The 26482-nt window shown below is 51.8% G+C and carries 29 protein-coding genes and 1 riboswitch; of the genes, 25 read left to right on the forward strand and 4 right to left on the reverse strand.

The features are described 5' to 3' along the window. Positions 1 to 48: 48 nt before the first annotated feature. The 13 genes from leuS (at position 49) to lipA (ending at position 13854) form a co-directional block, all read left to right on the forward strand. Positions 49 to 2631 carry a leucine--tRNA ligase gene (gene leuS, locus A0G03_RS07690; RefSeq protein WP_048259271.1) on the forward strand — a complete coding sequence of 861 codons (2583 nt, stop codon included), beginning with the start codon at positions 49 to 51 and terminating at the stop codon, positions 2629 to 2631. A 14-nt stretch (positions 2632 to 2645) separates the two neighbouring features. Further along, positions 2646 to 3200, forward strand: a complete 555-nt coding sequence (gene lptE / locus A0G03_RS07695) for an LPS assembly lipoprotein LptE (RefSeq protein WP_048259270.1) — start codon at positions 2646 to 2648, stop codon at positions 3198 to 3200. Then, positions 3197 to 4222, forward strand: coding sequence for a DNA polymerase III subunit delta (holA, locus tag A0G03_RS07700; protein WP_048259269.1), 1026 nt, complete (start codon positions 3197 to 3199; stop codon positions 4220 to 4222). The genes lptE and holA overlap by 4 nt, the downstream gene beginning before the upstream one ends. Next, on the forward strand, positions 4189 to 4878 hold the full coding sequence (nadD, locus tag A0G03_RS07705) for a nicotinate-nucleotide adenylyltransferase (RefSeq protein ID WP_048259268.1): 690 nt from the start codon (positions 4189 to 4191) through the stop codon (positions 4876 to 4878). Before holA ends, nadD begins: the two co-directional genes overlap by 34 nt. 194 nt (positions 4879 to 5072) lie before the next feature. Next, positions 5073 to 5390: a ribosome silencing factor gene (gene rsfS, locus A0G03_RS07710; protein ID WP_005976293.1), complete on the forward strand. Its 318-nt coding sequence runs from the start codon at positions 5073 to 5075 to the stop codon at positions 5388 to 5390. Between the two features lies 1 nt (position 5391). Then, positions 5392 to 5862: a 23S rRNA (pseudouridine(1915)-N(3))-methyltransferase RlmH gene (gene rlmH / locus A0G03_RS07715; protein ID WP_048259267.1), complete on the forward strand. Its 471-nt coding sequence runs from the start codon at positions 5392 to 5394 to the stop codon at positions 5860 to 5862. A gap of 33 nt (positions 5863 to 5895) precedes the next feature. Beyond that, the gene (gene mrdA / locus A0G03_RS07720; RefSeq protein WP_048259266.1) at positions 5896 to 7800 is read left to right on the forward strand and encodes a peptidoglycan DD-transpeptidase MrdA; all 1905 of its coding nucleotides are present in this window, start codon (positions 5896 to 5898) and stop codon (positions 7798 to 7800) included. A gap of 9 nt (positions 7801 to 7809) precedes the next feature. Beyond that, complete coding sequence (gene mrdB / locus A0G03_RS07725; protein WP_048259265.1) at positions 7810 to 8922, forward strand: peptidoglycan glycosyltransferase MrdB; 1113 nt, start codon at positions 7810 to 7812, stop codon at positions 8920 to 8922. 13 nt (positions 8923 to 8935) lie between these two features. Then, on the forward strand, positions 8936 to 10054 hold the full coding sequence (gene rlpA / locus A0G03_RS07730) for an endolytic peptidoglycan transglycosylase RlpA (protein ID WP_048259264.1): 1119 nt from the start codon (positions 8936 to 8938) through the stop codon (positions 10052 to 10054). 165 nt (positions 10055 to 10219) lie between these two features. Beyond that, positions 10220 to 11431 carry a D-alanyl-D-alanine carboxypeptidase DacA gene (gene dacA / locus A0G03_RS07735; RefSeq protein ID WP_048259263.1) on the forward strand — a complete coding sequence of 404 codons (1212 nt, stop codon included), beginning with the start codon at positions 10220 to 10222 and terminating at the stop codon, positions 11429 to 11431. Positions 11432 to 11567: 136 nt separating this feature from the next. Continuing rightward, on the forward strand, positions 11568 to 11831 hold the full coding sequence (gene ybeD, locus A0G03_RS07740; protein ID WP_048259262.1) for a DUF493 family protein YbeD: 264 nt from the start codon (positions 11568 to 11570) through the stop codon (positions 11829 to 11831). 146 nt (positions 11832 to 11977) lie between these two features. Next, positions 11978 to 12661 carry a lipoyl(octanoyl) transferase LipB gene (lipB, locus tag A0G03_RS07745; protein ID WP_189315247.1) on the forward strand — a complete coding sequence of 228 codons (684 nt, stop codon included), beginning with the start codon at positions 11978 to 11980 and terminating at the stop codon, positions 12659 to 12661. Positions 12662 to 12888: 227 nt separating this feature from the next. Further along, positions 12889 to 13854: a lipoyl synthase gene (gene lipA / locus A0G03_RS07750; RefSeq protein ID WP_048259260.1), complete on the forward strand. Its 966-nt coding sequence runs from the start codon at positions 12889 to 12891 to the stop codon at positions 13852 to 13854. Between the two features lie 82 nt (positions 13855 to 13936). Here lipA and tatA read toward each other — a convergent pair whose 3' ends face one another. After that, the gene (gene tatA / locus A0G03_RS07755; protein WP_048259259.1) at positions 13937 to 14134 is read right to left on the reverse strand and encodes a Sec-independent protein translocase subunit TatA; all 198 of its coding nucleotides are present in this window, start codon (positions 14132 to 14134) and stop codon (positions 13937 to 13939) included. A 254-nt stretch (positions 14135 to 14388) separates the two neighbouring features. Beyond that, a riboswitch (Fluoride riboswitch) is annotated at positions 14389 to 14494 on the forward strand. A 99-nt stretch (positions 14495 to 14593) separates the two neighbouring features. On the opposite strand from tatA, the gene crcB reads away from it, so the two are divergent. After that, complete coding sequence (gene crcB, locus A0G03_RS07760) at positions 14594 to 14977, forward strand: fluoride efflux transporter CrcB (protein WP_048259258.1); 384 nt, start codon at positions 14594 to 14596, stop codon at positions 14975 to 14977. 64 nt (positions 14978 to 15041) lie between these two features. Here crcB and cspE read toward each other — a convergent pair whose 3' ends face one another. Further along, complete coding sequence (gene cspE / locus A0G03_RS07765) at positions 15042 to 15251, reverse strand: transcription antiterminator/RNA stability regulator CspE (protein ID WP_005976270.1); 210 nt, start codon at positions 15249 to 15251, stop codon at positions 15042 to 15044. Between the two features lie 217 nt (positions 15252 to 15468). Between cspE and A0G03_RS07770 the strand changes: the two genes are divergently transcribed. Further along, positions 15469 to 16176: an aspartate/glutamate racemase family protein gene (locus tag A0G03_RS07770; protein ID WP_048259257.1), complete on the forward strand. Its 708-nt coding sequence runs from the start codon at positions 15469 to 15471 to the stop codon at positions 16174 to 16176. A 361-nt stretch (positions 16177 to 16537) separates the two neighbouring features. Here the strand turns inward: A0G03_RS07770 and ypfM are convergent, their stop codons facing one another. Then, entirely contained in the window at positions 16538 to 16597 is a 60-nt protein-coding gene (gene ypfM, locus A0G03_RS22105; RefSeq protein ID WP_143485675.1) for a protein YpfM, read from the reverse strand. A gap of 233 nt (positions 16598 to 16830) precedes the next feature. On the opposite strand from ypfM, the gene A0G03_RS07775 reads away from it, so the two are divergent. From A0G03_RS07775 to A0G03_RS07790, 4 genes are read left to right on the forward strand one after another with little or no spacing between them, the layout of a single operon-like run. Further along, entirely contained in the window at positions 16831 to 17208 is a 378-nt protein-coding gene (locus A0G03_RS07775) for an ArsC family reductase (RefSeq protein ID WP_048259256.1), read from the forward strand. A gap of 1 nt (position 17209) precedes the next feature. Further along, positions 17210 to 18337, forward strand: a complete 1128-nt coding sequence (gene dapE / locus A0G03_RS07780; protein ID WP_048259255.1) for a succinyl-diaminopimelate desuccinylase — start codon at positions 17210 to 17212, stop codon at positions 18335 to 18337. Continuing rightward, positions 18334 to 19008, forward strand: coding sequence for a M15 family metallopeptidase (locus A0G03_RS07785; RefSeq protein ID WP_048259254.1), 675 nt, complete (start codon positions 18334 to 18336; stop codon positions 19006 to 19008). Before dapE ends, A0G03_RS07785 begins: the two co-directional genes overlap by 4 nt. 2 nt (positions 19009 to 19010) lie before the next feature. Further along, positions 19011 to 19205 carry a YpfN family protein gene (locus tag A0G03_RS07790; protein WP_048259253.1) on the forward strand — a complete coding sequence of 65 codons (195 nt, stop codon included), beginning with the start codon at positions 19011 to 19013 and terminating at the stop codon, positions 19203 to 19205. A gap of 62 nt (positions 19206 to 19267) precedes the next feature. Here the strand turns inward: A0G03_RS07790 and A0G03_RS07795 are convergent, their stop codons facing one another. Further along, positions 19268 to 20167 carry a LysR family transcriptional regulator gene (locus A0G03_RS07795; RefSeq protein WP_048259252.1) on the reverse strand — a complete coding sequence of 300 codons (900 nt, stop codon included), beginning with the start codon at positions 20165 to 20167 and terminating at the stop codon, positions 19268 to 19270. A 608-nt stretch (positions 20168 to 20775) separates the two neighbouring features. On the opposite strand from A0G03_RS07795, the gene A0G03_RS07800 reads away from it, so the two are divergent. From A0G03_RS07800 to A0G03_RS07825, 6 genes are all read left to right on the forward strand, one after another. Then, on the forward strand, positions 20776 to 22098 hold the full coding sequence (locus A0G03_RS07800; RefSeq protein ID WP_048259251.1) for a CitMHS family transporter: 1323 nt from the start codon (positions 20776 to 20778) through the stop codon (positions 22096 to 22098). A 60-nt stretch (positions 22099 to 22158) separates the two neighbouring features. Beyond that, positions 22159 to 23499, forward strand: a complete 1341-nt coding sequence (locus A0G03_RS07805) for an acyclic terpene utilization AtuA family protein (RefSeq protein ID WP_048259250.1) — start codon at positions 22159 to 22161, stop codon at positions 23497 to 23499. Further along, positions 23499 to 23798, forward strand: a complete 300-nt coding sequence (locus A0G03_RS07810; protein WP_011092873.1) for an AtuA-related protein — start codon at positions 23499 to 23501, stop codon at positions 23796 to 23798. The genes A0G03_RS07805 and A0G03_RS07810 overlap by 1 nt, the downstream gene beginning before the upstream one ends. Before the next feature lie 163 nt (positions 23799 to 23961). After that, positions 23962 to 24618, forward strand: coding sequence for an acetate CoA-transferase subunit alpha (gene atoD / locus A0G03_RS07815; protein WP_048259249.1), 657 nt, complete (start codon positions 23962 to 23964; stop codon positions 24616 to 24618). Then, a complete protein-coding gene (locus tag A0G03_RS07820) occupies positions 24618 to 25265 on the forward strand; it encodes a 3-oxoacid CoA-transferase subunit B (protein ID WP_048259248.1) in 648 nt (215 codons plus the stop codon). The genes atoD and A0G03_RS07820 overlap by 1 nt, the downstream gene beginning before the upstream one ends. Positions 25266 to 25276: 11 nt before the next feature. Further along, a complete protein-coding gene (locus tag A0G03_RS07825; protein WP_048259247.1) occupies positions 25277 to 26455 on the forward strand; it encodes an acetyl-CoA C-acetyltransferase in 1179 nt (392 codons plus the stop codon). The last annotated feature ends 27 nt before the right edge of the window (positions 26456 to 26482 follow it).

The following is a 26482-nucleotide window of genomic DNA, read 5'->3' on the forward strand; positions in this document are numbered from 1 at the left end:
GAGGCTACTCACGTAGCGATTCTTCACTAAACAGGACCCCTGGCAGCCATGCAAGAGCAATACCGCCCAGAAGAGATAGAAGCGGACGTCCAGCTTCACTGGCAAGAGAAGCAGACATTTAAAGTCACCGAACAGCCCGGCAAGGAAAAATACTATTGCCTTTCCATGCTGCCCTACCCTTCTGGCCGACTACATATGGGCCACGTCCGTAACTACACCATCGGCGACGTGATTTCCCGCTATCAGCGCATGCTGGGGAAAAACGTTCTGCAACCGATCGGTTGGGATGCGTTTGGCCTGCCTGCTGAAGGTGCTGCGGTCAAAAATAATACTGCGCCAGCCCCTTGGACATACGCCAACATCGATTACATGAAAAACCAGCTTAAACTACTGGGCTTTGGCTATGACTGGGATCGTGAAGTCGCGACCTGTAAACCCGACTACTATCGTTGGGAACAGTGGTTCTTCACCAAGCTGTACGAAAAAGGTCTGGTTTATAAAAAAACCTCCGCCGTTAACTGGTGTCCGAACGACCAGACCGTGCTGGCGAACGAACAGGTTATCGACGGCTGCTGCTGGCGCTGCGATACCAAGGTTGAACGTAAAGAGATTCCGCAGTGGTTTATCAAAATCACCGCTTATGCAGACCAATTGCTGAATGATTTGGATACGCTGGAAAGCTGGCCTGAGCAGGTCAAAACCATGCAGCGTAACTGGATCGGCCGTTCCGAAGGTGTGGAAATCACCTTTGACGTGGCAGACAGTGAAGAGAAACTGAGTGTTTACACCACTCGCCCAGATACGTTCATGGGCGTGACCTACGTTGCTGTTGCCGCAGGTCATCCTCTCGCAGCGCAAGCTGCCGCAACAAATCCAGCGCTGGCTGATTTCATTGCAGAATGCCGTAATACCAAAGTCGCTGAAGCTGATATGGCGACGATGGAGAAAAAAGGCATGGCGACCGGCCTGTATGCCATTCACCCACTGAACGGTGAAAAAGTCGCTATCTGGGTTGCCAACTTTGTTCTGATGGAATACGGCACAGGCGCAGTGATGGCCGTTCCGGGCCACGACCAGCGCGACTGGGAATTCGCCACCAAATATGATCTATCTATCAAGCCAGTTATTTTGAATGCCGATGGCAGCGAGCCCGATCTGTCCGCTCAGGCGATGACAGAAAAAGGCAGCCTGTTCAACTCCGGTGAATTTGATGGACTGGATTTCGAGGCTGGATTCAATGCCATTGCCGATAAGCTGGTAGAAAAAGGCATTGGTGAGCGTAAAGTTAACTATCGCCTGCGCGACTGGGGTGTCTCCCGTCAGCGCTACTGGGGCGCGCCAATTCCAATGGTGACGCTGGAAGACGGTACCGTTGTCCCAACGCCAGAAGATCAGTTACCGGTCATTCTGCCGGAAGATGTCGTGATGGATGGCATCACCAGCCCGCTGAAATCTAACCCAGAATGGGCGAAGACGACCGTTAACGGTCAGCCAGCGCTGCGTGAAACCGACACGTTCGACACCTTTATGGAATCCTCCTGGTACTACGCGCGCTACACCTGCCCGCAGTACGATCAAGGAATGCTGGATCCGGCTGCTGCCAACTATTGGCTGCCCGTTGATCAATATGTTGGCGGTATCGAACACGCCATCATGCACCTGATGTATTTCCGCTTCTTCCACAAACTGATGCGCGACGCTGGTCTGGTTACGTCCGATGAACCTGCCAAACGTCTGCTGTGTCAGGGCATGGTGCTGGCCGATGCGTTCTACTATCTGGGTAATAACGGCGAACGCAACTGGGTTTCTCCTACCGACGTTACCGTTGATCGTGATGAGAAAGGACGCATCGTTAAAGCCGTAGATAACGAAGGCCGTGACGTGGTCTACGCAGGCATGAGTAAAATGTCGAAGTCTAAAAACAACGGCATCGACCCGCAGGTCATGGTAGAGAAATACGGTGCAGATACCGTTCGTCTGTTCATGATGTTTGCTTCTCCGGCAGAAATGACGCTGGAATGGCAGGAATCCGGCGTAGAAGGCGCGAACCGCTTCCTGAAACGCGTCTGGAGACAGGCATTCGAGCACACCGCGAAAGGTGCTGTAACAGCACTGGATATCACTACACTGACCGAAGATCAGAAATCACTGCGTCGCGATCTGCACAAAACTATCGCTAAAGTGACCGATGATATCGGCCGTCGCCAGACCTTCAACACCGCGATCGCCGCCATCATGGAGCTGATGAACAAGCTGGCAAAAGCGCCGCAGGAAAGCGATCAGGATCGCGCGCTGATGCAGGAAACGCTGCTGGCCGTCGTTCGTATGCTGTATCCGTTCACGCCGCACGTCTGCTTTACCCTGTGGCAAGCGCTGCAAGGTGAAGGCGACGTTGATACTGCGCCGTGGCCGGTTGCTGATGAGAACGCGATGGTAGAAGACTCCAAGCTTGTCGTCGTTCAGGTTAACGGTAAAGTACGTGGTAAAATTACCGTTGCCGCTGACGCCAGCGAAGAACAGGTTCGCGAACGCGCTGCTCAGGAACCGCTGGTCGCGAAATATCTGGACGGCGTCACAGTTCGTAAAGTGATTTATGTCCCTGGTAAACTGCTTAACCTGGTTGTGGGTTAAGGCAAGGAGGAACTGTGCGACATCGTCTATTCACGTTGGTGCTGGGGCTAGCAGTGTTAATCACCGCTGGCTGTGGTTTTCATCTGCGCGGCACGACACAAGTGCCTGCGCAGTTACAAACGCTGGTGCTCGACAGCAGTGACCCTTATGGCCCGCTAACGCGTTCAGTGCGCGAGCAGCTCCGTCTCAGCGATGTGAAAATCGTTGACGACGCGACGCGTCAGGATATCCCGTCTCTGCGGGTACTGGGCTCAAGCGAAACGCGCGATACCGTCTCTATTTTTCAGGATGGTAAAACAGCGGAATACCAAATGGTGCTGACGTTGCAGGCGCAAGTGCTGATGCCGGGTGAAGATATTTATCCGCTCAGTGTGACGGTGTTCCGCACGTTCTTTGATAACCCGCTGGCTGCACTGGCGAAAGATGCCGAACAGGACATCGTCCGTCAGGAAATGCGTGAGCAGGCTGCCCAGCAGTTAGTACGTAAATTGCTGACCATCAACGGTAGCCAGGAAGTCAAAAATCGGCTGCAGTCCACCGACTCAATCACTTCCGCCAAGCGTTCATGATTCGGCTTTACCCCGAACAACTCACCGCGCAGCTCCATGAGGGGCTGCGCGGTTGTTATTTGGTCTTTGGTACAGACCCGCTCTTGCTGCAGGAAAGTCTCGACAGCATTAAACGGGTCGCTCAACAACACGAATTCAGCGAGCATTTCAGCTTCATCCTAGACCTGCACACCGACTGGGATGCAGTTTTCGGTACCTGTCAGGCGCTCAGCCTGTTTGCTTCGCGCCAATCTCTCCTGCTGATCTTGCCGGAAAACGGCCCGAATGCAGCGATGAGCGAAAATCTGGTCAAGCTCTCTGGATTGTTACACCCCGACATTTTGCTGATTCTGCGCGGTCATAAGTTGACTAAAGCGCAGGAAAACAGCGCCTGGTTCAAAGCGCTGGCACAAGACAGTGTCTATATAAATTGCCTGACGCCAGAACAGGCACAGCTCCCACGCTGGGTTGCTCAACGCGCCAAAGTCATGAAGTTGACGCTGGATGAACAGGCCACGCAGCTCATTTGCTATTGCTATGAAGGCAACCTTCTCGCACTGTCTCAGGCGTTAGAACGGCTCGCGCTGCTTTACCCCGATGGCAAGCTGACCCTGCCACGCGTAGAAAATGCAGTCAACGATGCCGCTCACTTCACACCGTTCCATTGGCTTGATGCGTTACTGGCAGGAAAAGGCAAACGCGCGTGGCACATTTTGCAGCAGCTAAAGCAGGAAGATTGCGAACCCGTCATTTTACTGCGTACGCTGCAGCGTGAATTGCTACAGCTGTTGGCGCTGAAACGGCGCATGTCAGACACACCGCTGCGCACGTTATTCGATCAGCAAAAAGTATGGCAAAACCGGCGTGACCTGCTCACTCAGGCACTACAGCGTCTCTCTCTTCAGCAGCTACAGCAGGCCGTGCGATTGCTGGCGCAGGTGGAGATAACGTTAAAGCAAGACTATGGTCAGTCCGTTTGGTCTGAACTTGAATCACTTGCCATGCTGCTGTGCGGCAAAGCCTTGCCGGAGGCATTCATCTGAATAAGCCCACCGCAGTGCCATCGTTAACAGCATTTTTTGGCGGCACGTTCGATCCCATTCATTACGGACACCTTCAGCCGGTCACCGCGCTGGCAAAGCTAGTGGGATTGACTCAGGTCGTCCTGATGCCCAATAACGTTCCGCCACATCGACAACAACCCGAAGCCAGTTCCCGGCAGCGTTTTCATATGGCTGAACTGGCTGTGGAAGGCAACCCGCTCTTTACCGTGGACGATCGTGAACTGCAACGGCAAACGCCCTCCTACACCATTGATACGCTGGAAGCACTGCGAGCTGAAAAAGGCCATGATGCGCCGTTGGGATTTATCATCGGGCAAGACTCGCTGCTGACGCTACACCACTGGCACCGCTGGCAGGATCTGCTCGGCGTTTGTCATTTGCTCGTGTGCGCTCGCCCCGGCTATCGCTCGACGCTGGAAACGCCAGAATTACAACAGTGGCTTGACGATCATCAGACTCACATGCCTGAGGATCTTCATCAGCAACCGCATGGGCGAATCTTCCTGGCAGACACACCGCTGGTCACTATTTCCGCAACGGATATTCGCCAGCGACGCCAGCAAGGTCTGGATTGCCACGATTTATTACCGCCTGTCGTACTCCGTTACATCAACGAACACAGCCTGTACCAATAGCGCAGGTTTTCCCACCCATCAGCCACGGGCTTTATACCACTCGGCAAAAGCGCGTGATATACTCCGCGGCTGGTTTCAATCACCGGGAAAAACGGAAATTCTCGGCAATTACTCGGTGATTTACATTTTTCCTAAACAATTCAGCGCCACACGCGTTCATCAATTACTGACAGAACGCCATTGAGGGGGAACCTTTGCAAGGTCAAGCACTCCAAGACTTCGTTATTGATAAGGTCGATGACTTAAAAGCTCAGGACATCGTTGTACTCAACGTCCAGGGTAAATCCAGCATCACCGATTACATGGTTATCTGCACGGGCACATCTACACGTCATGTTGCATCTATTGCCGACCACGTCGTGCAATCCTCACGCGCGGCGGGTCTGATTCCACTCGGCGTTGAGGGTGAAAATGCCTCTGACTGGGTTGTTGTCGATTTAGGTGACGTGATGGTTCATGTATTGCAAGAAGAAAGCCGCCAGTTATACGAATTGGAAAAGCTGTGGGGCTAGCATGAAACTGCAACTGGTCGCCGTTGGCACCAAAATGCCCGACTGGGTGCAGACTGGCTTCACCGATTATATGCGGCGCTTCCCGAAAGACATGCCTTTCGAATTGCTCGAAATCCCAGCGGGGAAGCGGGGTAAAAATGCCGATATCAAACGCATTCTGGAGCGCGAAGGCGAACAGATGCTGGCGGCAGTAGGCAAAGGCAACCGTATTGTTACGCTGGATATTCCAGGTACTCGCTGGGAGACGCCGCATTTGGCGCAACAGTTGGAGCGCTGGAAACAGGATGGGCGCGATGTCAGTCTGCTGATTGGCGGACCTGAAGGGCTTTCGCCGGAGTGCAAAGCCGCAGCGGAGCAAAGCTGGTCACTCTCACCATTAACGCTGCCACACCCGTTGGTGCGTGTACTGGTAGCGGAGAGCCTGTATCGTGCATGGAGCATTACGACTAATCACCCTTACCACCGGGAGTAAGGCGATACGATGAAACATGTGAAATAACACTGGATGAAAGTAGAACGTAAACCCTTTCGTGATTATACGGCTGAGTCTGCCCTGTTCGTGCGCCGCGCTTTGGTGGCATTTCTGGGCATTTTGCTGCTTTCCGGTGTATTAGTCGCTAATCTTTATCATCTGCAAATTTTGCGTGTTGATGACTATCGCACGCGTTCCAACGAGAACCGCATTAAGCTGGTTCCTATCGCGCCCAGTCGCGGCATTATCTACGACCGTAACGGTACGCCGCTGGCGTTGAACCGCACCATCTATCAATTAGAGCTGGTGCCCGACAAAGTCGACAACCTTAACGATACGCTGGAAGCGCTGCGCCCGGTCGTCGATCTGACCGATAGCGATCTGGAAAATTTTGAAAAAGAGCGCAAGCGTTCACGCCGCTTTACCTCTATTCCGGTAAAAACCGGACTCGATGAGATTCAAGTTGCCCGTTTTGCCGTCAACCAATACCGCTTCCCCGGCGTTGAGGTTAAGGGCTATCAACGCCGCTATTATCCTTATGGATCTGCACTAACCCACGTCACAGGCTATGTCTCCAAAATCACCGACAAAGAAGTGGAGCGACTGACCAAAGAAGAAAAAATTGCCGATTACGCCGCCACGCGTGACATTGGCAAGCTGGGTATTGAGCGTCATTACGAAGATCTGCTCCACGGCAAACCCGGTTATGAAGAAGTTGAAGTTAACAACCGTGGCCGAGTGATCCGCCAGCTCCACGAACAGCCACCGCAGGCTGGGCGTGATATTTATCTGACGCTGGACCTAAGCCTGCAAATCTACATTGAAAAATTGCTGGAAGGCAGCCGCGCCGCCGTGATCGTGACCGACCCACGCGACGGCGGTATTCTGGCGATGGTTTCCACGCCCAGTTACGACCCCAACCTGTTTGTCGACGGAATTTCCACCAAAAATTATGCAAAATTACAAAACGATCCTAATCGTCCGTTGATCAACCGTGCAACACAGGGGATTTATCCTCCAGCCTCTACCGTTAAACCCTATATCGCGGTTTCCGCCCTGACCGCAGGTGTGATCACCACTAACACCAGCCTGTTCGATCCCGGCTGGTGGCAATTGCCTGGCTCAGAAAAACGCTTCCGTGACTGGAAAAAATGGGGCCATGGTCGCCTTAACCTCACCAAATCATTGGAAGAGTCCGCGGATACCTTCTTCTATCAGGTCGCTTATGACATGGGTATCGATCGCTTGTCTGAATGGATGACCAAATTTGGTTACGGCGAAAGAACCGGTATCGATATTTCGGAAGAAAGCAAAGGCAATATGCCAACGCGAGAGTGGAAATTAGGACGATTCAAAAAACCCTGGTATCAGGGTGATACTATTCCAGTCGGGATTGGTCAAGGCTACTGGACTGCGACGCCTATCCAGATGAATAAAGCCTTGGTTACGCTGATCAATGACGGCCAGGTCAAAACGCCGCATCTGCTTTATAGCTCGCGGGAAAATGGCGCGATCATACCTTTCAAACAGACCGAAAATCAGCAGATTGGCAACATCCACTCAGGTTATTGGGAAGTGGCGAAGGACGGCATGTATGGCGTAGCGAATAGGCCTAACGGAACTGCCCACAAAAGTTTCGATGATGCACCTTATAAAATTGCAGCAAAATCCGGTACGGCACAGGTCTTTGGCCTGAAAGAAAACGAAACCTATAATGCGCACAAGATCGCAGAACATCTGCGAGACCATAAATTAATGGTTGCGTTTGCCCCGTATAAGGACCCTAAAGTAGCGATGTCGATTATTCTGGAAAACGGTGGCGCAGGCCCGACCGTTGGCACCATCACCCGCCAGATCCTCGATCATATCCTGCTGGGTGATAACAATACCGATTTACCTAGTGCGCCACCTGCGCCACCGGGTAGCGAAAGTGAGTAACAGACATTCATGACCGATAGCCAACAAAAGGGATCGTTCTGGGCGAAAATCCACATCGATCTGCCATTTCTTCTCTGCATTCTGGCACTGCTGGGCTATAGCCTATTTGTCTTGTGGAGCGCTAGCGGGCAAGACGTCGGCATGATGGAGCGAAAAGTCATTCAAATTGTGCTGGGATTTACGGTGATGATCGTGATGGCGCAAATCCCCCCGCGCGTATACGAAGGCTGGGCCCCCTATCTCTACGTAGTCTGTGTGATTTTACTGCTAATCGTGGATATTTTTGGACAAATCAGTAAAGGCGCACAGCGCTGGCTGGACTTGGGTTTCATTCGTTTCCAGCCATCGGAAATAGCCAAGATCGCCGTACCTCTGATGGTTGCTCGTTTTATCAACCGTGATATGTGCCCGCCGTCGCTAAAAAATACGGCGATCGCACTGATTCTGATTTTTGTTCCTACGTTGTTGGTTGCCGCACAGCCGGATTTAGGCACCTCAATTCTGGTCGCGTTATCCGGGTTGTTTGTCCTTTTTCTAGGGGGGATGAGCTGGAGCTTAATTGGCATCGCCGTGCTGCTACTCGCCGCGTTTATTCCGCTACTCTGGTTCTTCCTTATGCATGATTATCAGCGCGCCAGAGTCATGATGCTGCTCGATCCAGAAAGCGATCCCCTCGGTGCCGGATACCATATTATTCAGTCGAAAATTGCCATAGGCTCAGGTGGCTTGTCTGGAAAAGGCTGGCTGCATGGCACACAGTCTCAGTTAGAGTTTCTGCCAGAGCGACACACTGACTTTATCTTTGCTGTGCTGGCAGAAGAGCTCGGGTTAATTGGCGTCTTGATTCTGCTCGCGATGTATCTGTTCATGATCATGCGCGGTCTGATGATCGCCGCTAATGCGCAAACCTCGTTTGGCCGGGTTATGGTCGGCGGGCTGATGTTAATTCTGTTCTTCTATGTTTTCGTCAATATCGGGATGGTTAGCGGTATACTTCCTGTCGTTGGCGTGCCGCTACCGCTAATCAGCTACGGCGGGTCGGCGCTGGTCGTCTTAATGGCGGGGTTCGGTATCGTCATGTCGATACATACTCACCGCAAACTGCTATCTAAGAATTTATAACACGAGGTGAGCAATGCGTAAGGATTGGCTTTGGGTCGGCGTAGCAACTCTGGCGCTTGCGGCCTGTACCACAACGGAACAGCGGCAACCAGCGCCGCCAGTCACCCAAGTTTACAGCGGACCGACGGAAGAGATCGGTGGTGCAGAACCTCGTTATGAACCCTACAATCAGGGTACTCTGCAAGACTACAGCATCAAAGGCAAGACCTATAAAATTGTCAAAGATCCGCAAAACTTTAGCGAAGCGGGTTTAGCAACATGGTACGGCGAAGAAGCCAGCGGTAACCGCACGTCAATCGGCGAAGTTTTTGACCCTAATGCAATAACTGCTGCCCACCCGACGCTGCCCCTACCGAGCTATGTGCGCGTGACTAACCTAAGCAACGGTCGCCGTCTGGTTGTTCGAGTCAACGACCGCGGGCCTTACACGCCGGGCAGAATCATCGACCTGTCGAAAGCGGCAGGCGATCGACTCAACATTTCTAACAACACCAAAGTAAAAGTGGATTTCATCAGCGTCGCGCCTGACGGCACGCTCTCCGGTCCAGGAACCGTAGGCACCACCGTTGCCAAGCAAAGCTTCTCCCTGCCGGAACGCCCGAGCTTTGGTGCCAGCGGACTGGGTACGCCCATGATGGAAACGACGTCCCCCACCGCCAACAGCGCCGTTCGCCCGATCAGCAATAGCAGCCTGAGCACACCAACAGAAAATGCTCAGCCGCAGAGCAGCGCACCATCGCACGGCGGCGGTTTTTTAGGGGCGCCTTCTGCACTGCGTGCTGGCGTGGTTGAGTCAAACGTGACGCCAACCGCAACACCATCCACTGCGCCAATGAACATCGCGCCAGCTGCCGCTGCGGTTACCGCTCCTGCAGCAACAACGTCCTCTGCTACTACAGGTCGCTATGTGGTACAGGTCGGTGCCTTGAGCGATCAGCAGCGAGCGCAAACCTGGCAGCGCAGCCTAAGTGAACGCTTCCGTGTGGCGGGTAAAGTCACGGCAAGTGGTGGGCTGTACCGTATCCAACTGGGGCCATTCCAGAATCGTCAGCAAGCCGCTGAACTTCAACAACGTTTGTCAGTCGAAGCTCAGCAGCAGTCGTTTATTACCGCCGCACCCGGCACTCTCTAGTAACGGATAATCGGCAGGCTCACGAAGCAAAAGCGGCGGCTATGGCATTGAACATACCGCCCTTTTGCAAAATCACGTAACGTAATGCCTGATGCCTGCCCTTTCCCCATCTGCTATAGTGTGGCTCGTTTTTAACTCATACCCACGGATGTTGTTGTTCCAATCATGAATACTGTAAACACGTCTCGTTTTACTAAGCGTACTGCGCTTGGCGCACTGCTCGTCATTAGTGCCTCTTCCTTTGCCTATGCCGAAGATATCAATCTTAAAACGATGATCCCCGGCGTCCCGCAAATCGATGCTGAATCCTACATCCTGATTGATTACAACTCTGGGAAAGTGTTGGCGGAAATGAATGCCGACACGCGCCGCGATCCGGCCAGCTTAACGAAGATGATGACCAGCTACGTCATTGGTCAATCGATTAAATCAGGAAAAATCAGCCCGAACGACATCGTTACCGTCGGTAAAGATGCCTGGGCAACGGGTAACCCAACCTTCCAGGGTTCTTCCCTGATGTTCCTGAAGCCAGGCGACCGTGTGCCTGTTTCCCAATTAAATCGCGGCATTATCCTGCAATCCGGTAACGATGCCTGCGTCGCGATGGCCGACTACGTTGCGGGTAGCCAAGATGCTTTCGTTAACCTGATGAACGGTTACGTTAAAGCGCTGGGATTGCAAAACACCAACTTTGAAACCGTGCACGGTCTGGATGCACCCGGCCAGTTCAGTTCAGCGCGTGATATGGCCTTGATCGGTCAGGCGTTAATCCGAGATGTTCCAGAAGAGTACGCGACCTACAAAGAGAAAGAGTTCACGTTCAACAATATTCGCCAGCCTAACCGTAACGGCTTGCTGTGGGATTCCAGCCTGAATGTTGACGGCATCAAAACGGGCCATACGTCATCAGCCGGCTTTAATCTGGTCGCTTCGGCAACAGAAGGCCAGATGCGCCTGATTTCGGCGGTACTGGGCGGGCGTAATGCTAAAGGACGTGAATCAGAAAGCAAAAAACTGCTGACCTGGGGCTTCCGCTTCTTTGAAACCGTCGCACCGTTGAAAGCAGGTAAAGAATTCGCTTCTGAGCCAGTTTGGTTTGGCGACAACGATCGCGTTGCGTTGGGCGTGGAGAAAGATGCCTACCTGACCATTCCGCGCGGCCGCATGAAAGATCTGAAAGCCAGCTATGTTCTGGACAACACAGAACTGCATGCACCATTAGCCAAAAATCAGGTTGTGGGTTCCATCAACTTCCAACTGGATGGCAAGACCGTCGATCAGCGCCCGCTGGTGGTGATGAACGAAGTGAAAGAAGGCGGAATCTTTGGCCGCATGATCGATTACATCAAACTGATGTTCCATCACTGGTTCGGCTAATCCACCTTGTCTGGGGCCAAAACGTCCCCATATAAGTCGTATCCTTAACTCCCGCAGAATGCGGGAGTTATATTTTCTAGTATGATGTACATATGTCAGTGCTAATACCGACGGTATTACCCTATCTGGAGCGCAAATGAAAACCAAATTAAACGAACTGCTTGAATTCCCGTGCGTTTTTACTTACAAGGTCATGGGTGAAGCAAAGCCGGAGTTAGTCGATCTGGTCGTTGAAGTGGTACAGCGTCATGCGCCTGGCGACTACACTGCGCAGATCAAACCCAGCAGCAAAGGGAATTATCACTCTGTTTCCATCACCATCACGGCGACTCACATTGAGCAGGTGGAAACGCTGTACGAAGAACTGGGCAATATCGACATCGTGCGGATGGTGTTGTAAGAAGACAGTGCGGGAACATTGGCGAGTGCGGCACGGCTGCGTAACTATGGTTTTGTGACCACAGCTTTGTGTTGTGTAATTTTGCATAGTGCTGTTCGCTGAGGCTTCCCGCCGTTATAATCACCCCACCTTTCCTTAACCTGAAGATGACACACTTGCTACAGGATAAGATCATCGTACGTCAATTCGGCGTGCAACCGTATGAACCCGTCTCTCTGGCGATGCATAACTTCACCGACCGACGTGATGATAAAACCCCAGATGAAATCTGGCTGGTTCAGCATCCTCGCGTATTCACACAAGGTCAGGCTGGCAAAGCCGAACATGTACTGATGCCCGGCGATATTCCCGTGATTCAGAGCGATCGAGGCGGCCAGGTGACCTACCACGGCCCTGGTCAGCAGGTGATGTACGTGTTGATTGACCTGAAACGTCGCAAGCTCGGCGTTCGCCAACTCGTTACCACGATTGAAAATACCGTGATTGGTACACTGGCACATTTCCAGATTGAAGCCCATGCGCGCCCTGATGCACCCGGCGTCTACGTAGGTGAGCGTAAAATCTGTTCGCTAGGGCTGCGTATTCGTAAAGGTTGCTCTTTCCACGGGCTTGCGCTCAATATCGCCATGGATCTCTCTCCTTTCCTGCGCATCAACCCCTGTGGTTACGCGGGTATGGAAATGACGCAGCTAAGCGATCTGGTGCCAGGCGTGACGCTGGATGACACCTCGCCCGTGCTGGTGAAGACCTTTTTGCAGTTAGTCGGCTATTCCGCACCCGAATATATTCCGTGGAATCTGGACGTTCAGGGTAAGCCGCTTTTTGGTTAACCTGTTTCATTCTGTCAATAAAAATCAGTTAGTTAGACGACCGTTTTTTGATAAATTACATTTTATTCACATAATTTCTTCATTTTGATCGTGCAAGGGCTGATTGTGATTAGGCAAGATGATATAATTTTTATAGTTTTTTAAAAAAAAGTTTAACAAAAAACATAATCCTTTGAATTTGAATAATAAATTTAAAGAAACGATTCAGAACTGGAACTTACGCAAACATGAGTAAACCGATTCAGATCGAACGCGGTGTCAAATACCGCGATGCCGATAAGATGGCCCTAATTCCGGTACGTACCGTCGTCACCGAACGCCAAGAGCTTCTGCGCAAACCTGAATGGATGAAGATTAAACTTCCGGCAGATTCGAGCCGTATTCAGGGAATCAAAGCGGCAATGCGCAAAAACGGGTTGCACTCAGTTTGCGAAGAAGCGTCCTGTCCGAATCTGACCGAGTGCTTCAACCATGGCACCGCGACCTTCATGATTCTGGGTGCCATTTGTACGCGTCGCTGCCCGTTCTGTGACGTTGCCCACGGTCGCCCGCTCACGCCGGATGCCAATGAGCCTGAGAAACTGGCACAGACGATCCACGATATGGGCTTACGCTATGTCGTGATCACCTCCGTTGACCGCGATGACCTGCGCGACGGTGGTGCTCAGCACTTTGCGGATTGCATTAGCGCTATTCGCCGCAAAAATCCACATATTCGTATTGAAACGCTGGTACCAGATTTCCGTGGTCGTATGGATCGTGCGTTGGAAATCTTGACCGCCACGCCACCTGATGTGTTCAACCACAATCTGGAAAACGTGCCACGCGTTTACCGTCAGGTTCGCCCTGGTGCGAACTATGAATGGTCGCTGAAGCTGCTGGAAAACTTCAAGAGCGCGCACCCGGATATCCCGACTAAATCTGGCCTGATGGTTGGATTGGGGGAAACCAATGCTGAAATTGTGGAAGTTATGCGCGATCTGCGCCGCCACGGGGTGACCATGCTAACGCTGGGACAATATTTACAGCCGAGCCGTCATCACCTTCCCGTGCAGCGCTACGTCAGCCCGGATGAGTTCGATGAGATGAAAGCCGAAGCGATGGCGATGGGCTTTACCCACGCTGCCTGCGGCCCGTTTGTTCGCTCGTCCTACCATGCCGACTTACAGGCCAAGGGCATCGAAGTAAAATAAGCGCTCATAGTTTTTTACACATTTTTTGTGTGGAATAAAAAACGGACGGCAATTGCCGTCCGTTTTTTTATCTGGAGTGCGATCAGGATTCTTTGCGAGACGAATCATTCAGCGCAGCCGTTTCATCCGTCTTGGCTGGTTGATCATCATTCATCGCCTTCTTGAAGCCTTTAATCGCCGTACCTAAATCGCCGCCCAAGCTACGAAGTTTATTCGTACCGAACAGCAGAATGATTAATGCGCCAATTACCAACAGTTTGGCAATACTGATACCTTCCATACAAACCTACCTGATTTACAGAGGCTGGAGACGCCAGCGAACGAGAACACGTACTTGTCGAACTATTGTTGTCGAAAAAATGGTTGTCGAAAAAACTCTTTGTATCCTATGTCCTCTATGTAAAACCTTACGCAGCACGACACAATTGCCATCTGTAACAAAGTAAGACGGCGCTTTCGCGTGCATTCAGATTGCTTTACAACTTTCCGCCCTGCATCACTACAAAAATCCCGTCTGACGGCGTAAACTTTTCACACTAAAGCGGAGATGACATTCCTCCCTACCCTAACGCCGATAAAAACGCTGGCGGCCTGAAAAATAGGGTACAACCGCCGCTCGGCTAATGATGTCTACGTCCACCTCGCAGAGAGGGCGTAGCGTCCTGCCCAAGACTCTCCGAGATCGCAAAACAATCCATGCGAAAATAATCCATGCAAAAGCAATCCAAGAAAGGTCTCTATGTTTAGTACATTACTCGCGGTATTTATCGGTGGCGGAGTCGGTAGCGTGGCGCGCTGGCAGTTGGGCGTTAAGTTTAACAGCCTGTATCCAACGCTACCGTTGGGCACTCTGCTTGCCAACTTGATTGGGGCTTTCGTTATTGGCGGCGCGTTAGCCTTCTTCCTGCGCCATCCTCATCTCGATCAGGACTGGAAAATATTGATTACTACTGGGCTGTGCGGCGGCTTAACGACGTTCTCGACCTTTTCCGCAGAAGTCGTGATGTTTCTGCAAAGCGGACAGCTGGCTGCGGCGGGGTTACACGTGCTGTTGAATTTGGCGGGCTCATTACTTATGACCGCATTGGCGTTTACCTTGGTCACCTGGGTGACAACACACTGATATCACGTGGAAAATAAAGCAAAAAAAACCCGCCATTGGCGGGTTTTTCACGAAATCGGTATAATTAAATAGCGTTAACGTTAGCAGCAGAAGGACCTTTGGCACCGTCAGTGATTTCGAACTCTACACGCTGACCTTCAGCCAGAGTTTTGAAACCATTGCTCTGGATTGCAGAGAAGTGTACGAACACATCTTTGCTACCGTCTTCTGGAGTAATGAAACCGAAGCCTTTCGACTCATTAAACCACTTAACACTACCTTTAATCTTAGACATCAAACTTACCTTTACATGAATGAAAGACACAAAATCTGTGTCAGGTACAGTACAACAATAGATTGACCTTTTGTCCAGTTGAAGTTGGATAAAAAGTGATAAAATTCGCTAAAAATGTATACCGAGCGACTTCGCTGCCCTATTTTAACTCGATGCAGAACGCAGAGAGCTCAGCTCGGACCGATTCATCACTTTTTATGATATCAAAGGAAGCACCATGGTAAGCAAAACGCTGGGTCTGATCGGGGGTATGAGTTGGGAATCCACGATCCCGTATTACCGCATTATCAATGAATATGTGAAAAACCAACTTGGTGGCCTGCACTCCGCCAAAATCATTCTGCACAGTGTCGATTTTCATGAGATCGAACAATTGCAGTCACAAGGTGATTGGGCGCAGGCAGCAGCCGTACTGGGTAATATCGCCGCAGGGTTACGCCAGGCGGGGGCAGACGCTATCGTCATCTGTACCAACACCATGCATAAAGTCGCTGATGAGGTTGAACGCACCAGTCAGCTTCCCCTTTTGCATATTGCCGATGCCACCGGTGCCAGCCTGAAACAGCACGGATTGAAGAAAGTCGGTTTGCTCGGTACCCGCTACACAATGGAGCAGGATTTCTATCGCCAGCGCATTCAGGAACGGTTTGGTGTGGACGTGATTGTTCCTGACCAAACGGGGAAAGAATTAGTTAATCGCATCATTTACGACGAACTGTGCCTTGGGAACATTAACGACACATCGCGGCAGGTTTATCGGGAAATTATCAAGCAGCTTGAACAGCAAGGAGCGGAAGGCATCATTCTGGGTTGTACAGAGATCCCGCTATTAATCAGCACTGGAGATGCGACAGTTCCTCTTTTTGATACCAGTTACCTCCACGCCATCGCCGCAGCGAAATTTGCACTTAACCAGTCATCCTGATGAATTAAATAGAGAAAAACGAGATTCACACGCTGACCAATAATACCCTCTTTTATTTACTCAAGTTTCCCCTTTTTACCCCTAAATAATTCGAGTTGCAGGAAGGCGGCGACACAGTGAATCCCCAGGAGCTTACTCAGGTAAGTGACTGGGGTGAGCGAGGACAGATTGGCTTAGCCAATTTGAACGCCGCTAGCGGTGGCCCTTCAGGGCGAGGTTCAGATATGGACCGAGTATTGCCAACGTATATGCAGCTTGAAGTATGACGGGGATAGAAAAAAAGCAGTATTGAGAGACTCAATACTGCTTTATTCGTATGATTTTATTCCTGGTATGCAATGACTATCGGTACTTCTCGTTATTATTTGCGTAACATTGCTTCAATAAAATCTTTCCAAGTACTCACTTCTGCTTCTACCATGCGAACCTCTTGGTGATTAACGGCGACATATTATACGCACACTTTTTAATCAGGTAAAAGTGTTATGAAAGTATAAAAAGTGTACTACCGTCTATTTCTGCAACGCAGTTCACAGTAGATCTCCCCGCCTTTTTTCGGCATGCTGGGCTATCGCACGATTGTGCCCAATCAGGCCATGCTGTCCTACACAGCAATCGTCATGCAACTCAATAAGCAGAAAGGATTTTACCCCTATGGCGCTGACCCTATACGGCATTAAAAACTGTGACACCATGAAGAAAGCGCGCCGCTGGCTGGAAGATCAACAGGTGGCGTATCAGTTTCATGATTACCGCGTCGACGGTCTGGATGCACAGTTGCTACAGCGTTTTATCGATCAACTGGGGTTTCAGGCTTTACTCAACACGCGCGGAACGACCTGGCGTAAGCTCAGCGAAGAACTGCGTGAACGGATCAACAGCGATACTCTCGACAGCGCAGAGGCCGCTAAAAACATCATGCTGGAACAGCCAGCAGTGATTAAACGGCCTTTACTGATTGCCAATGACGGCAATGCGCTGCTTGGATTTAGTATCGACAGCTATCAGAAATTTATTGCGGAGAACAAATAACGTGTCTTGCCCAGTCATAGAGCTCGCTCAACAGTTACTTAAACGCCCTTCCCTCAGTCCGAATGACGAGGGCTGTCAGGCACTCATGATTGAACGCCTGACGGCAATTGGCTTTACCGTCGAAGCGATGGATTTTGGCGATACCCAAAATTTCTGGGCATGGCGCGGCACAGGGAAGACTCTGGCCTTCGCGGGGCACACTGACGTAGTTCCCAGCGGCGATGAAAGCCACTGGCAGCATCCGCCGTTTGAGCCCATCATTCGTGACGGTATGCTGTATGGTCGCGGCGCGGCAGATATGAAAGGTTCACTGGCAGCCATGGTGATTGCCGCCGAGCGCTTTGTAGCAGCCCATCCTAACCATCAGGGGCGCTTAGCGTTTCTGATTACGTCAGACGAAGAAGCCAGTGCCGTTAACGGCACCGTAAAAGTGGTCGACGCGCTGATGGCACGTAATGAGCGGTTGGACTACTGTCTGGTCGGCGAGCCGTCCAGCACGCATGTCGTGGGCGATGTGGTGAAAAACGGTCGTCGCGGCTCTATCACCGCGAATCTGCGCGTACACGGCGTGCAAGGGCACGTTGCCTATCCTCATCTGGCGGACAACCCCGTTCATCGTGCAGCACCAGCGTTAAACGAACTGATCGCCACCGAGTGGGATCAGGGCAACGATTTCTTCCCGCCAACCACCATGCAAATCGCCAATATTCAGGCCGGCACAGGTAGCAATAACGTCATCCCCGGCGAACTGTTTGTGCAGTTCAATTTCCGCTTCAGCACCGAATTAACGGATGTGTTAATCCAGCAGCGCGTGGCGGAATTACTGGATCGCCACCAGCTTGATTACACCATCGACTGGAAACTCTCCGGACAGCCATTCCTGACCGCACGCGGCGAGCTGGTCGATGCCGTGGTGAATGCCGTCAGACATTACAACGAAGTCACCCCAGAGCTGCTGACCAATGGCGGCACTTCCGATGGCCGTTTCATTGCCCGCATGGGTGCGCAGGTTGTTGAACTCGGCCCCGTCAATGCCACGATCCACAAAGTGGACGAATGCGTCAGCGCGGCAGACCTGCAACTACTGAGCCGGATGTACCAGCGCATTATGGAGCAGCTCATCGCATGATGACGCCAGCAATGTTAACCGGTAAAAGTGACCAGCATCTGGTCGCTTTACACGGTCGTCATCGTCTTCAGCCGGAGGCAGTAACGGCGTTTCTGGCGCTACAGCATGCGGCAAAAACAGCGGGATTTAACCTACAGCCCGCCAGCACGTTTCGCGATTTCGAGCGCCAGCGTCAGATCTGGAATAGCAAGTTTCGTGGCGAACGTGCCGTCATGGATGCCAACAGCCAACCGCTAGATATCTCGTCTCTGGACGACGGCGAACGCTGTGAAGCCATTCTGCGCTGGTCTGCGATGCCCGGCTCCAGCCGTCACCATTGGGGCAGCGATCTTGATATCTACGACCCGGATTTATTACCCGCAGACAGCGCGCTCCAGTTGGAGCCGTGGGAGTATGAAGAAGGTGGCTATTTTTCCGCACTGAACACGTGGCTGAGCGCGCACATGCATGAATACGGTTTTTACCGGCCTTATGCGCACGATCTCGGCGGTGTCGCAGTCGAACCCTGGCATATCAGCTATTATCCATTAGCACAGTATGCGGAAGAACAGCTTACACCGGACCTCATCCTTGCCGCCTGGCAAGATGAAGACATTGCAGGCTACCACTGGCTTTGCCAGCACTTGCCGCAGCTGTTTACCCGTTACATTCATAACGTTGATGAGGCGTGACCATGGCATGGCTGGCTGATTACTGGTGGATAATCCTGATTATCCTGATAGGCATGCTGATTAACGGCATCAAAGAATTACGCAACGTTGACCATACGCGTTTTCTGCTCAACAAACCGAAATTGCCGCCGCATCGTGACAACAACGATAAATGGGACAATGAAGAAGACGACGACTGGCCGAAGAAAAAACCCTGACGCCTGTCATCACCAAACTGTCTGCACGCCAGCTAAGCTCGCGTTGCAGGCAGTTTGGATTCTCACGCAGCGGGAACAAAACTTTCCGCACGATCCAGAAGAAAATCATAAAACTCTTTTGCGCACACCGAAAGCTGGCGTTCTTTATCCGTTACCAGATAGATGCCACGCTGCAACGATAAATCCCGGAATGGAATAATCGCGATATCTTTGTGTTGGAACTGGAACAGCGTCAGCCCCGTCACAATACTTACGCCATAATTTGCCGCCACTAGCCCCATCATGGTGGTTAACTGACGCACTTCCAGCACGTAGTTAAAACCCTCCGGTTCGATAAGCTGATCGGTGTACTGCCGGATGCTGGTGCCTTTGCAAAACCCGACAAACGGGTATTGCGCCACGTCGACCACATCAACACTGTTTTGCTGCGCCAGCGGATGCGAATTATGGCAGATCAAATAAAAACTGTCGGCGAACAGCATACGGGAGCTGAACGTTCCCGCTGACGGCTGCCCTGCCGTCAGCGCCAGGTCGGCACGCCCATCCAGCACGGCTTTCAGACAGCGATCCCACTGCGTATCCAGCAGTTCAACCTTAATCTTGGGGTAAGCGCGGTGATATTGCGCTAGCACCTGAGGCAACCATTCCACCGCCATTGACGGCAGTACCGCCAGCACAATTTTCCCTTTATAGCCTGTGGCATAAGACTTGATTTCACCCACGGCATCATCGTGGGTTTGCACCAGTCGACGGGCGATATCAATGAAATGGAGGCCGTCGGCGTTGAGCTGCACTTTGCGTGTATCACGGTCAAATAGCCGATAGCCGACTTCTTCCTCTAGCCCGGCAATTAATGAACTAAATGCAGGCTGAGAGAGATTTATTTTCTGAGCGGCACGCGTGAAATTATCAGTCTCAGTCAGTGCGATAAAGGCGCGTAATTGTTTTATCGATAGGTTCATAGTGTTTTTATATAAATAAAATGAAGTCTCCGGTAAGAAAGGAACAAATTCAATAGAAAACGAATGGCACCTACTATTTTTATGATCCTTCCCGCATTTATTTAATTCCATTCAAACAACGTCCGGCATTCATAAAAATGGACATTCTAGATAAATATCACAAACCGTAAAAAACAATTGAACAAAAAGACCTAACTATACAAACCAAATCAACCAATTAGCCATTAATAAGAAAACCAGAACAATTAATTCCATTAACAAATGAAATAAACCCATCAGATTTACGAATAAAACCATTGCTATTACGAGTTAGTATAAAGAGGGGCAGAGGTGATAAAAATAGCGCAGACAAAAAATCAAATGACTCTGGGATAAGCATTCATTTTTTATTTGTTAATTATTACATGGATTGTTATTGAGTTGTTTAATTTATTGTAAATGAAACATATGGGCAACATACAGTCCCCTAAATAATTCGCGTTGCGTGAAGGCGGCAACCGAGCGAATCCTCAGGAACTTACTCAGGTAAGTGACTGGGGTGAGTAAGGGCGGCCAACGCACAAGCAGCGTGAAGTATGACGGGTAAATTATACTAATGAGGAACTTTTATGCTGGCTCTCATCGGGGTACTCACCATAGCTACCCTGCTATTTTTCATCATGACAAAGCGAATGTCGCCTCTGGTGGCGCTCATCGTTATTCCGGTTCTCGGTGCACTTGCCGCAGGTAGCGGCACCGATACCGCGAAATACGTCGTGGACGGCATCACCAAGCTGGCACCGATGGCAGCGATGTTTGTTTTTGCCATCGCCTTCTTCGGTGTAGTCACCGATGCCGGTATGTTTGATCCTATTATCAAAGGGATCTTACGCATGGTCGGCACCAACCCGGTAAAAATCATTATCGGTACGGGCGTGTTAGCACTGATTGCACACCTGGACGGCAACGGTGCCGTCACGTTCCTGATCACCATTCCTGCCATGCTACCGCTGTTTAATAAGCTCGGTATGGATAAGCGTATTCTGGTCGGCATTACGGCACTCAGCGCGGGGGTTAACTTCCTGCCGTGGACCGGGCCGATGATCCGTGCCGCCGCCGCGTTGAACACCACCACACACGACCTGTTCATTCCACTCATCCCGGCACAGGTCTGTGGCCTGACGTTCATGGTGCTCATGGGCTATTACTGGGGCAAGAAAGAAGAGAAACGTCTGGGGCTGGCAGCAGGTAATCCACTGGCAGGTGGCTCGCGATCCATCACGGCTGAAGAGCATGTGAAAGAGCTGACCGATGCAGAAAAAGTGCTGCGTCGTCCGAAGATGTTCTGGGTCAACATTGCGCTGGTTCTTGCTGTTATCGGCACCATGGTGTTTACCAAAATTTCACCGACGGTCGCCTTCATGATCGCCCTGACGCTGGCGCTGATGTTCAACTACCCCAACGTTGAAATGCAGAAAGAGCGTATTAACGCCCACGCTAAAGCCGCACTGATGATGGCCAGCATTCTGTTCGCGGCGGGTGCCTTCACCGGCATCATGAGCGGTACGGGCATGTTGAAAGCCATGTCGCTCTCGGCAGTCAGCTTTGTGCCGGAATCTTTTGCCTCCCACATTCCGTTTATCGTCGGCCTGATCTCCATGCCGCTGAGTCTGGTGTTCGACCCTGATTCGTACTACTTCGGCATCATGCCAGTGATTGCCCACACCGTGGACATGCTGGGCGTACCGCCGATTCAGGTCGCACAAGCTTCCGTATTAGGACAGATGACCACCGGCTTCCCGGTTAGCCCGCTGACGCCAGCCACCTTCCTGCTGGTCAGTCTCGCGGGTGTCGATCTCGCCGACCACCAGAAGTTCTCTATTCCTGTGCTCTGGGCCGCCAGCGTCATCATGACGTTCGCCTGCGTCATCTTCGGGGTCTTCCCCTTGTAGGGAACACACGATTCCCCTTGATTACGCCAACAGACACATTTCATTGATAAAGGTAAGTTTATGAAAACAATTCGTATTGGTTCTGGCGCTGGCTATGCTGGCGATCGCATCGAACCGGCCGTAGAACTGGCTCAAAAAGGCGACATTCAGTATCTGGTATTTGAATGTCTGGCGGAGCGTACTATCGCTATCGGCCAAAAGCAGAAACAGCAGAACCCGGAAAAAGGCTACAACGAACTACTGGCCGACCGTATGCACGCCGTGCTGCCGCTCTGCCTGGAAAAAGGTATCAAGATCATCACCAATATGGGATCGGCGAACCCTGTCGCCGCCGGTCAGCGCGTATTGGAAATCGCCAAAGAACTCGGTGCAGACAAGCTGAAGATTGCGATCGTCACTGGTGATGATGTGCACTCGGTGCTGATCGCACAAGATTCCAAATTGGATGAGATTGGCCTACCGGTTTCACGCTGCGGTAAAGACATTCTTTCCGCCAATGCCTATCTGGGTGCAGATGCGCTGGTTGAAGCGTTGCGTCAGGGTGCGGACGTCATTATCGCCGGTCGCGTTTCCGATCCATCTCTGTTTCTGTCCGCGATGATGTATGAATTCGACTGGGCTGCCGATGACTGGGATCGTCTGGGCAAAGGCACCTGCCTCGGCCACCTGCTGGAATGCGCAGGACAAATCACTGGCGGTTACTATGCCGATCCCGGTGTTAAAGACATCCCGAATCTTGACCGTCTGGGCTTCCCGATTGCGGAAATTACCGAAGATGGCAGCGCCGTGATCACCAAGGTTGAAGATTCCGGCGGCTGCGTCTGTGTGGATACCTGTAAAGAACAGCTGCTGTACGAAATCCACCGCCCGGACAGCTACATCACCCCAGACGTGATTGCCGATTTCAGCCACGTAACATTTACGCAAGACGGTGAGAACCGTGTGCGTGTACAGGGTGCAACCGGACGCGCAAAAACCGACACGCTGAAAGTGTCTGTCGGCTATCAGGACGGGTTCATCGGCGAAGGTGAAATTTCTTACGCCGGTCCCGGTGCAGTGGCGCGTGGCCGTTTAGCGCTGGATATCGTCAAAGGACGTTTTGCCCTGTGCCAGCTTGATCCTCAGGAAGTGCGCTACGACTTGATCGGCGTTGATTCACTGCACGGCGCACAGCGGTCGCAAAGCAGCGAGCCGTATGAAGTTCGCGCTCGCGTCGCAGCACGCTGCACCTCCAGAGCACAGGCGGTGAAAGTAGGCAACGAAGTCGAAACGCTCTATACCAACGGCCCGGCAGGCGGCGGCGGTGTTAACAAATCAGTGAAAGAAATACTGGCGATGGATTCCACCCTGCTGTCTCGCGCCTGCGTCACACCAGCCGTTGATTATCTGGAGATTAAATAATGAAACTGCGTGAAATTGCTCACTCTCGTACCGGTGATAAAGGAAATACCTCCAATATTTCGCTGATTGCTTACCGTGCGGAAGATTATGAAGTGCTAAAAGAGAAGATCACTGCCGAAAAAGTGAAATCCTGGTTTGCCGATATCGTGACGGGTGATGTCGTCCGCTATGAGCTACCGAGCATCGGCGCACTGAACTTCGTCATGTACGGCGCACTCGGCGGCGGCGTCACGCGCTCACTGGCGCTGGACATGCACGGTAAAGGATTGAGCTCAGCCATACTGGATATAGATATCTAATCCGATAACAGGGAACAGGTGGAGTTATTCAATTCCCTCTGTTCCCGCTAAATAACGTACATGTGCCGCAATGATTAGCAGGTATTTATTTACCTGCGGGGATTCGTGCGGCCATTTTTCAGAGCAACAACTTTCAGAGTCATTATTTAAGAGTAAATATGCAATGAACAATAAAGTCATTGATGCCAGACATTTCCGTTCTTATTTATTTGACGGAATGACAATTATGTTCGGTGGTTTTATGGGCGTCGGAACACCGAAATTATTGGTAGATGAAATCATTAAATCCGGCGTCTCTGATTTAACGCTGATTGGAAATGATACCGGGTTTGTCGATACCGGCGTTGGGCCGTTAATTGTCAGTGGTCAGGTAAAAAAACTGATTACTTCACACATTGGTACTAACCCGGAAACCGGACGCCGTATGCTCTCCGGCGAGCTTGACGTAGAGCTGGTGCCACAAGGGACGCTGGCGGAGCGTATTCGCAGCGGCGGCGCGGGCTTAGGCGGTTTTCTGACACCTACCGGAGTTGGCACCATCGTCGAAGAGAATAAACAAAAAATAACAATTGACGATATTACCTATTTATTAGAACTGCCAATCAAGGCAGATCTCGCCATATTACAGGCCAGCATTGCCGACACCAGCGGAAACCTTATTTATCACCTCACTGCCCGTAATTTTAATCCGCTTATTGCGCTAGCAGCGAAGAAAGTCGTAGCGCAATGCGAGCAAGTTATTCCAGTTGGCCAACTTGCGCCGGAATGTATTGTCACCCCAGCGGCGCTGGTCGATCACCTTTATTTGGGAGAGAAATAATGGATGCGAAAGAATTAATCGCCCGCCGCGTCGCGCTGGAACTGAAAAACGGTGACGTGGTGAATTTAGGGATTGGCTTACCCACCAAAGTCGCGAATTACGTGCCGCACGGCATCGAAGTTACCTTCCAATCAGAGAACGGCTTTTTAGGGCTCGGCGCGATTACCGAACCGGATGGCAATCTGGTTAACGCCGGAGGTCAGGCATGCGGCATGGTGCCGGGTGCGGCAATGTTCGACAGCGCCTTTTCCTTTGCGCTGATTCGCGGCGGCCATGTCGATGTCTGCGTGCTGGGCGGCTTGCAGGTCGATGAACACGCCAACCTCGCCAACTGGATGGTGCCGGGAAAAATGGTGCCTGGCATGGGCGGCGCGATGGATCTGGTGGTCGGGGCGAAGAAGGTCATCATCGCCCTTGAGCACTGCGCCAAAAATGGCGATGCAAAACTATTGCACCAATGCACCTACCCGCTGACCGCCGCCAATAAAGTCAGCATGGTCGTCACTGAACTGGCGGTCTTCCAGTTTATCGACCAGCAGATGGTGCTGACCGAAATCAGCCCCGACATCACCGTGGACGAACTGCGCCAAAAAACCGAGGCGAACTTCATCGTGTCCGCCGATGTAAAACCATTCAGCATTCATTAATCGAGGCGATCATGAACGACTCCGTTGTTATTGTTAATGCCAAGCGCACCGCAATTGGTAAATTTGCAGGCAGTCTGGCCAACACCTCTGCCATCGACATGGCATCTGCCACCATCCGTGACTGTCTGTCTACGCTGCCGGACACGCTGGCGATTGATGAAGTGATTCTCGGCAACGTGCTGCAAGCCGGCCTGGGCCAAAACCCCGCACATCAAGCCAGCCTGGCTGCCGGTCTGTCTTTTGAAACACCTTCACTGACCATCAGCAAAGTATGTGGCTCCGGTCTGAAGGCGGTTGTGCTGGGCGCACAGTCTATTCTGTCCGGCGATAATCAGGTCTGCGTGACTGGCGGGATGGAAAACATGAGCGCCGCGCCTTACCTGCTGGAGAAAGCGCGCCACGGTTACCGCATGGGAGACGGCAAGCTTGTTGACATCATGATTAAGGATGGCCTGTGGTGTGCGTTTAACGATTACCACATGGGCACCACAGCGGAAAATATCGCCGAGCGCTACCAGCTCACGCGAGAAGAACAGGATCAGGTAGCGCTGGCATCGCAGCAGAAAGCCGTCGCCGCGATTGAAGCGGGTCGCTTCAAAGCCGAAATTACCCCGCTGTCACTGCGTAGCAAAAAAGAGACGCGGATTTTCGATCGGGATGAATTCCCTCGTGCAGATACCACGCTGGCATCGCTGGCTGCGTTACGTCCGGCGTTTTCCGCTAACGGCACAGTCACCGCTGGCAATGCGTCCGGCATTAACGATGCCGCCGCGACGCTGGTGTTAATGCGTGAATCCGAAGCGAAAAAACAGGGGATTACCCCGCTGGCGCGGATCCGCAGTTGGGCGTCTGCTGGAGTACCGAGTGAAGTAATGGGGCTGGGGCCGATTCCGGCAACGCAGAAAGCGCTGCTCAAGGCTGGGCTGACGATCGGTGATATCGACCTGATTGAAGCCAATGAAGCCTTTGCCGCACAGTTTCTAGCGGTACAGCGCGATCTGCAACTCGATCCAGAGAAAGTGAACGTGAACGGCGGTGCCATTGCTCTGGGCCACCCTATCGGTGCGAGCGGTGCGCGTATTCTCGTCACGCTGGTACATGCGCTGCACAGCTATAACAAAACGCTGGGATTGGCGACGCTGTGCATCGGCGGTGGGCAAGGTATCGCGATGATCGTCGAACGCGTTTAAAGCGGGTTGTTGCCAGTCAAAAGACAA

The sequence above is a fragment of the Pectobacterium peruviense genome, from assembly GCF_002847345.1.
In the GTDB taxonomy this organism is placed as follows: Bacteria; Pseudomonadota; Gammaproteobacteria; order Enterobacterales; family Enterobacteriaceae; genus Pectobacterium; species Pectobacterium peruviense.

Coding starts and splice junctions, on each gene's coding strand:
- lipB (WP_189315247.1), top strand. CDS start 11,978: ATGACACACTTGCTACAGGATAAGATCATCGTACGTCAATTCGGCGTG.
- mrdA (WP_048259266.1), top strand. CDS start 5,896: ATGAAAGTAGAACGTAAACCCTTTCGTGATTATACGGCTGAGTCTGCC.
- ybeD (WP_048259262.1), top strand. CDS start 11,568: ATGAAAACCAAATTAAACGAACTGCTTGAATTCCCGTGCGTTTTTACT.
- leuS (WP_048259271.1), top strand. CDS start 49: ATGCAAGAGCAATACCGCCCAGAAGAGATAGAAGCGGACGTCCAGCTT.
- lipA (WP_048259260.1), top strand. CDS start 12,889: ATGAGTAAACCGATTCAGATCGAACGCGGTGTCAAATACCGCGATGCC.
- dacA (WP_048259263.1), top strand. CDS start 10,220: ATGAATACTGTAAACACGTCTCGTTTTACTAAGCGTACTGCGCTTGGC.
- A0G03_RS07775 (WP_048259256.1), top strand. CDS start 16,831: ATGGCGCTGACCCTATACGGCATTAAAAACTGTGACACCATGAAGAAA.
- A0G03_RS07825 (WP_048259247.1), top strand. CDS start 25,277: ATGAACGACTCCGTTGTTATTGTTAATGCCAAGCGCACCGCAATTGGT.
- cspE (WP_005976270.1), bottom strand. CDS start 15,251: ATGTCTAAGATTAAAGGTAGTGTTAAGTGGTTTAATGAGTCGAAAGGC.
- A0G03_RS07805 (WP_048259250.1), top strand. CDS start 22,159: ATGAAAACAATTCGTATTGGTTCTGGCGCTGGCTATGCTGGCGATCGC.
- rlmH (WP_048259267.1), top strand. CDS start 5,392: ATGAAACTGCAACTGGTCGCCGTTGGCACCAAAATGCCCGACTGGGTG.
- crcB (WP_048259258.1), top strand. CDS start 14,594: ATGTTTAGTACATTACTCGCGGTATTTATCGGTGGCGGAGTCGGTAGC.
- A0G03_RS07785 (WP_048259254.1), top strand. CDS start 18,334: ATGATGACGCCAGCAATGTTAACCGGTAAAAGTGACCAGCATCTGGTC.
- atoD (WP_048259249.1), top strand. CDS start 23,962: ATGAACAATAAAGTCATTGATGCCAGACATTTCCGTTCTTATTTATTT.
- A0G03_RS07795 (WP_048259252.1), bottom strand. CDS start 20,167: ATGAACCTATCGATAAAACAATTACGCGCCTTTATCGCACTGACTGAG.
- holA (WP_048259269.1), top strand. CDS start 3,197: ATGATTCGGCTTTACCCCGAACAACTCACCGCGCAGCTCCATGAGGGG.
- mrdB (WP_048259265.1), top strand. CDS start 7,810: ATGACCGATAGCCAACAAAAGGGATCGTTCTGGGCGAAAATCCACATC.
- A0G03_RS07820 (WP_048259248.1), top strand. CDS start 24,618: ATGGATGCGAAAGAATTAATCGCCCGCCGCGTCGCGCTGGAACTGAAA.
- A0G03_RS07790 (WP_048259253.1), top strand. CDS start 19,011: ATGGCATGGCTGGCTGATTACTGGTGGATAATCCTGATTATCCTGATA.
- A0G03_RS07770 (WP_048259257.1), top strand. CDS start 15,469: ATGGTAAGCAAAACGCTGGGTCTGATCGGGGGTATGAGTTGGGAATCC.
- A0G03_RS07810 (WP_011092873.1), top strand. CDS start 23,499: ATGAAACTGCGTGAAATTGCTCACTCTCGTACCGGTGATAAAGGAAAT.
- A0G03_RS07800 (WP_048259251.1), top strand. CDS start 20,776: ATGCTGGCTCTCATCGGGGTACTCACCATAGCTACCCTGCTATTTTTC.
- rlpA (WP_048259264.1), top strand. CDS start 8,936: ATGCGTAAGGATTGGCTTTGGGTCGGCGTAGCAACTCTGGCGCTTGCG.
- tatA (WP_048259259.1), bottom strand. CDS start 14,134: ATGGAAGGTATCAGTATTGCCAAACTGTTGGTAATTGGCGCATTAATC.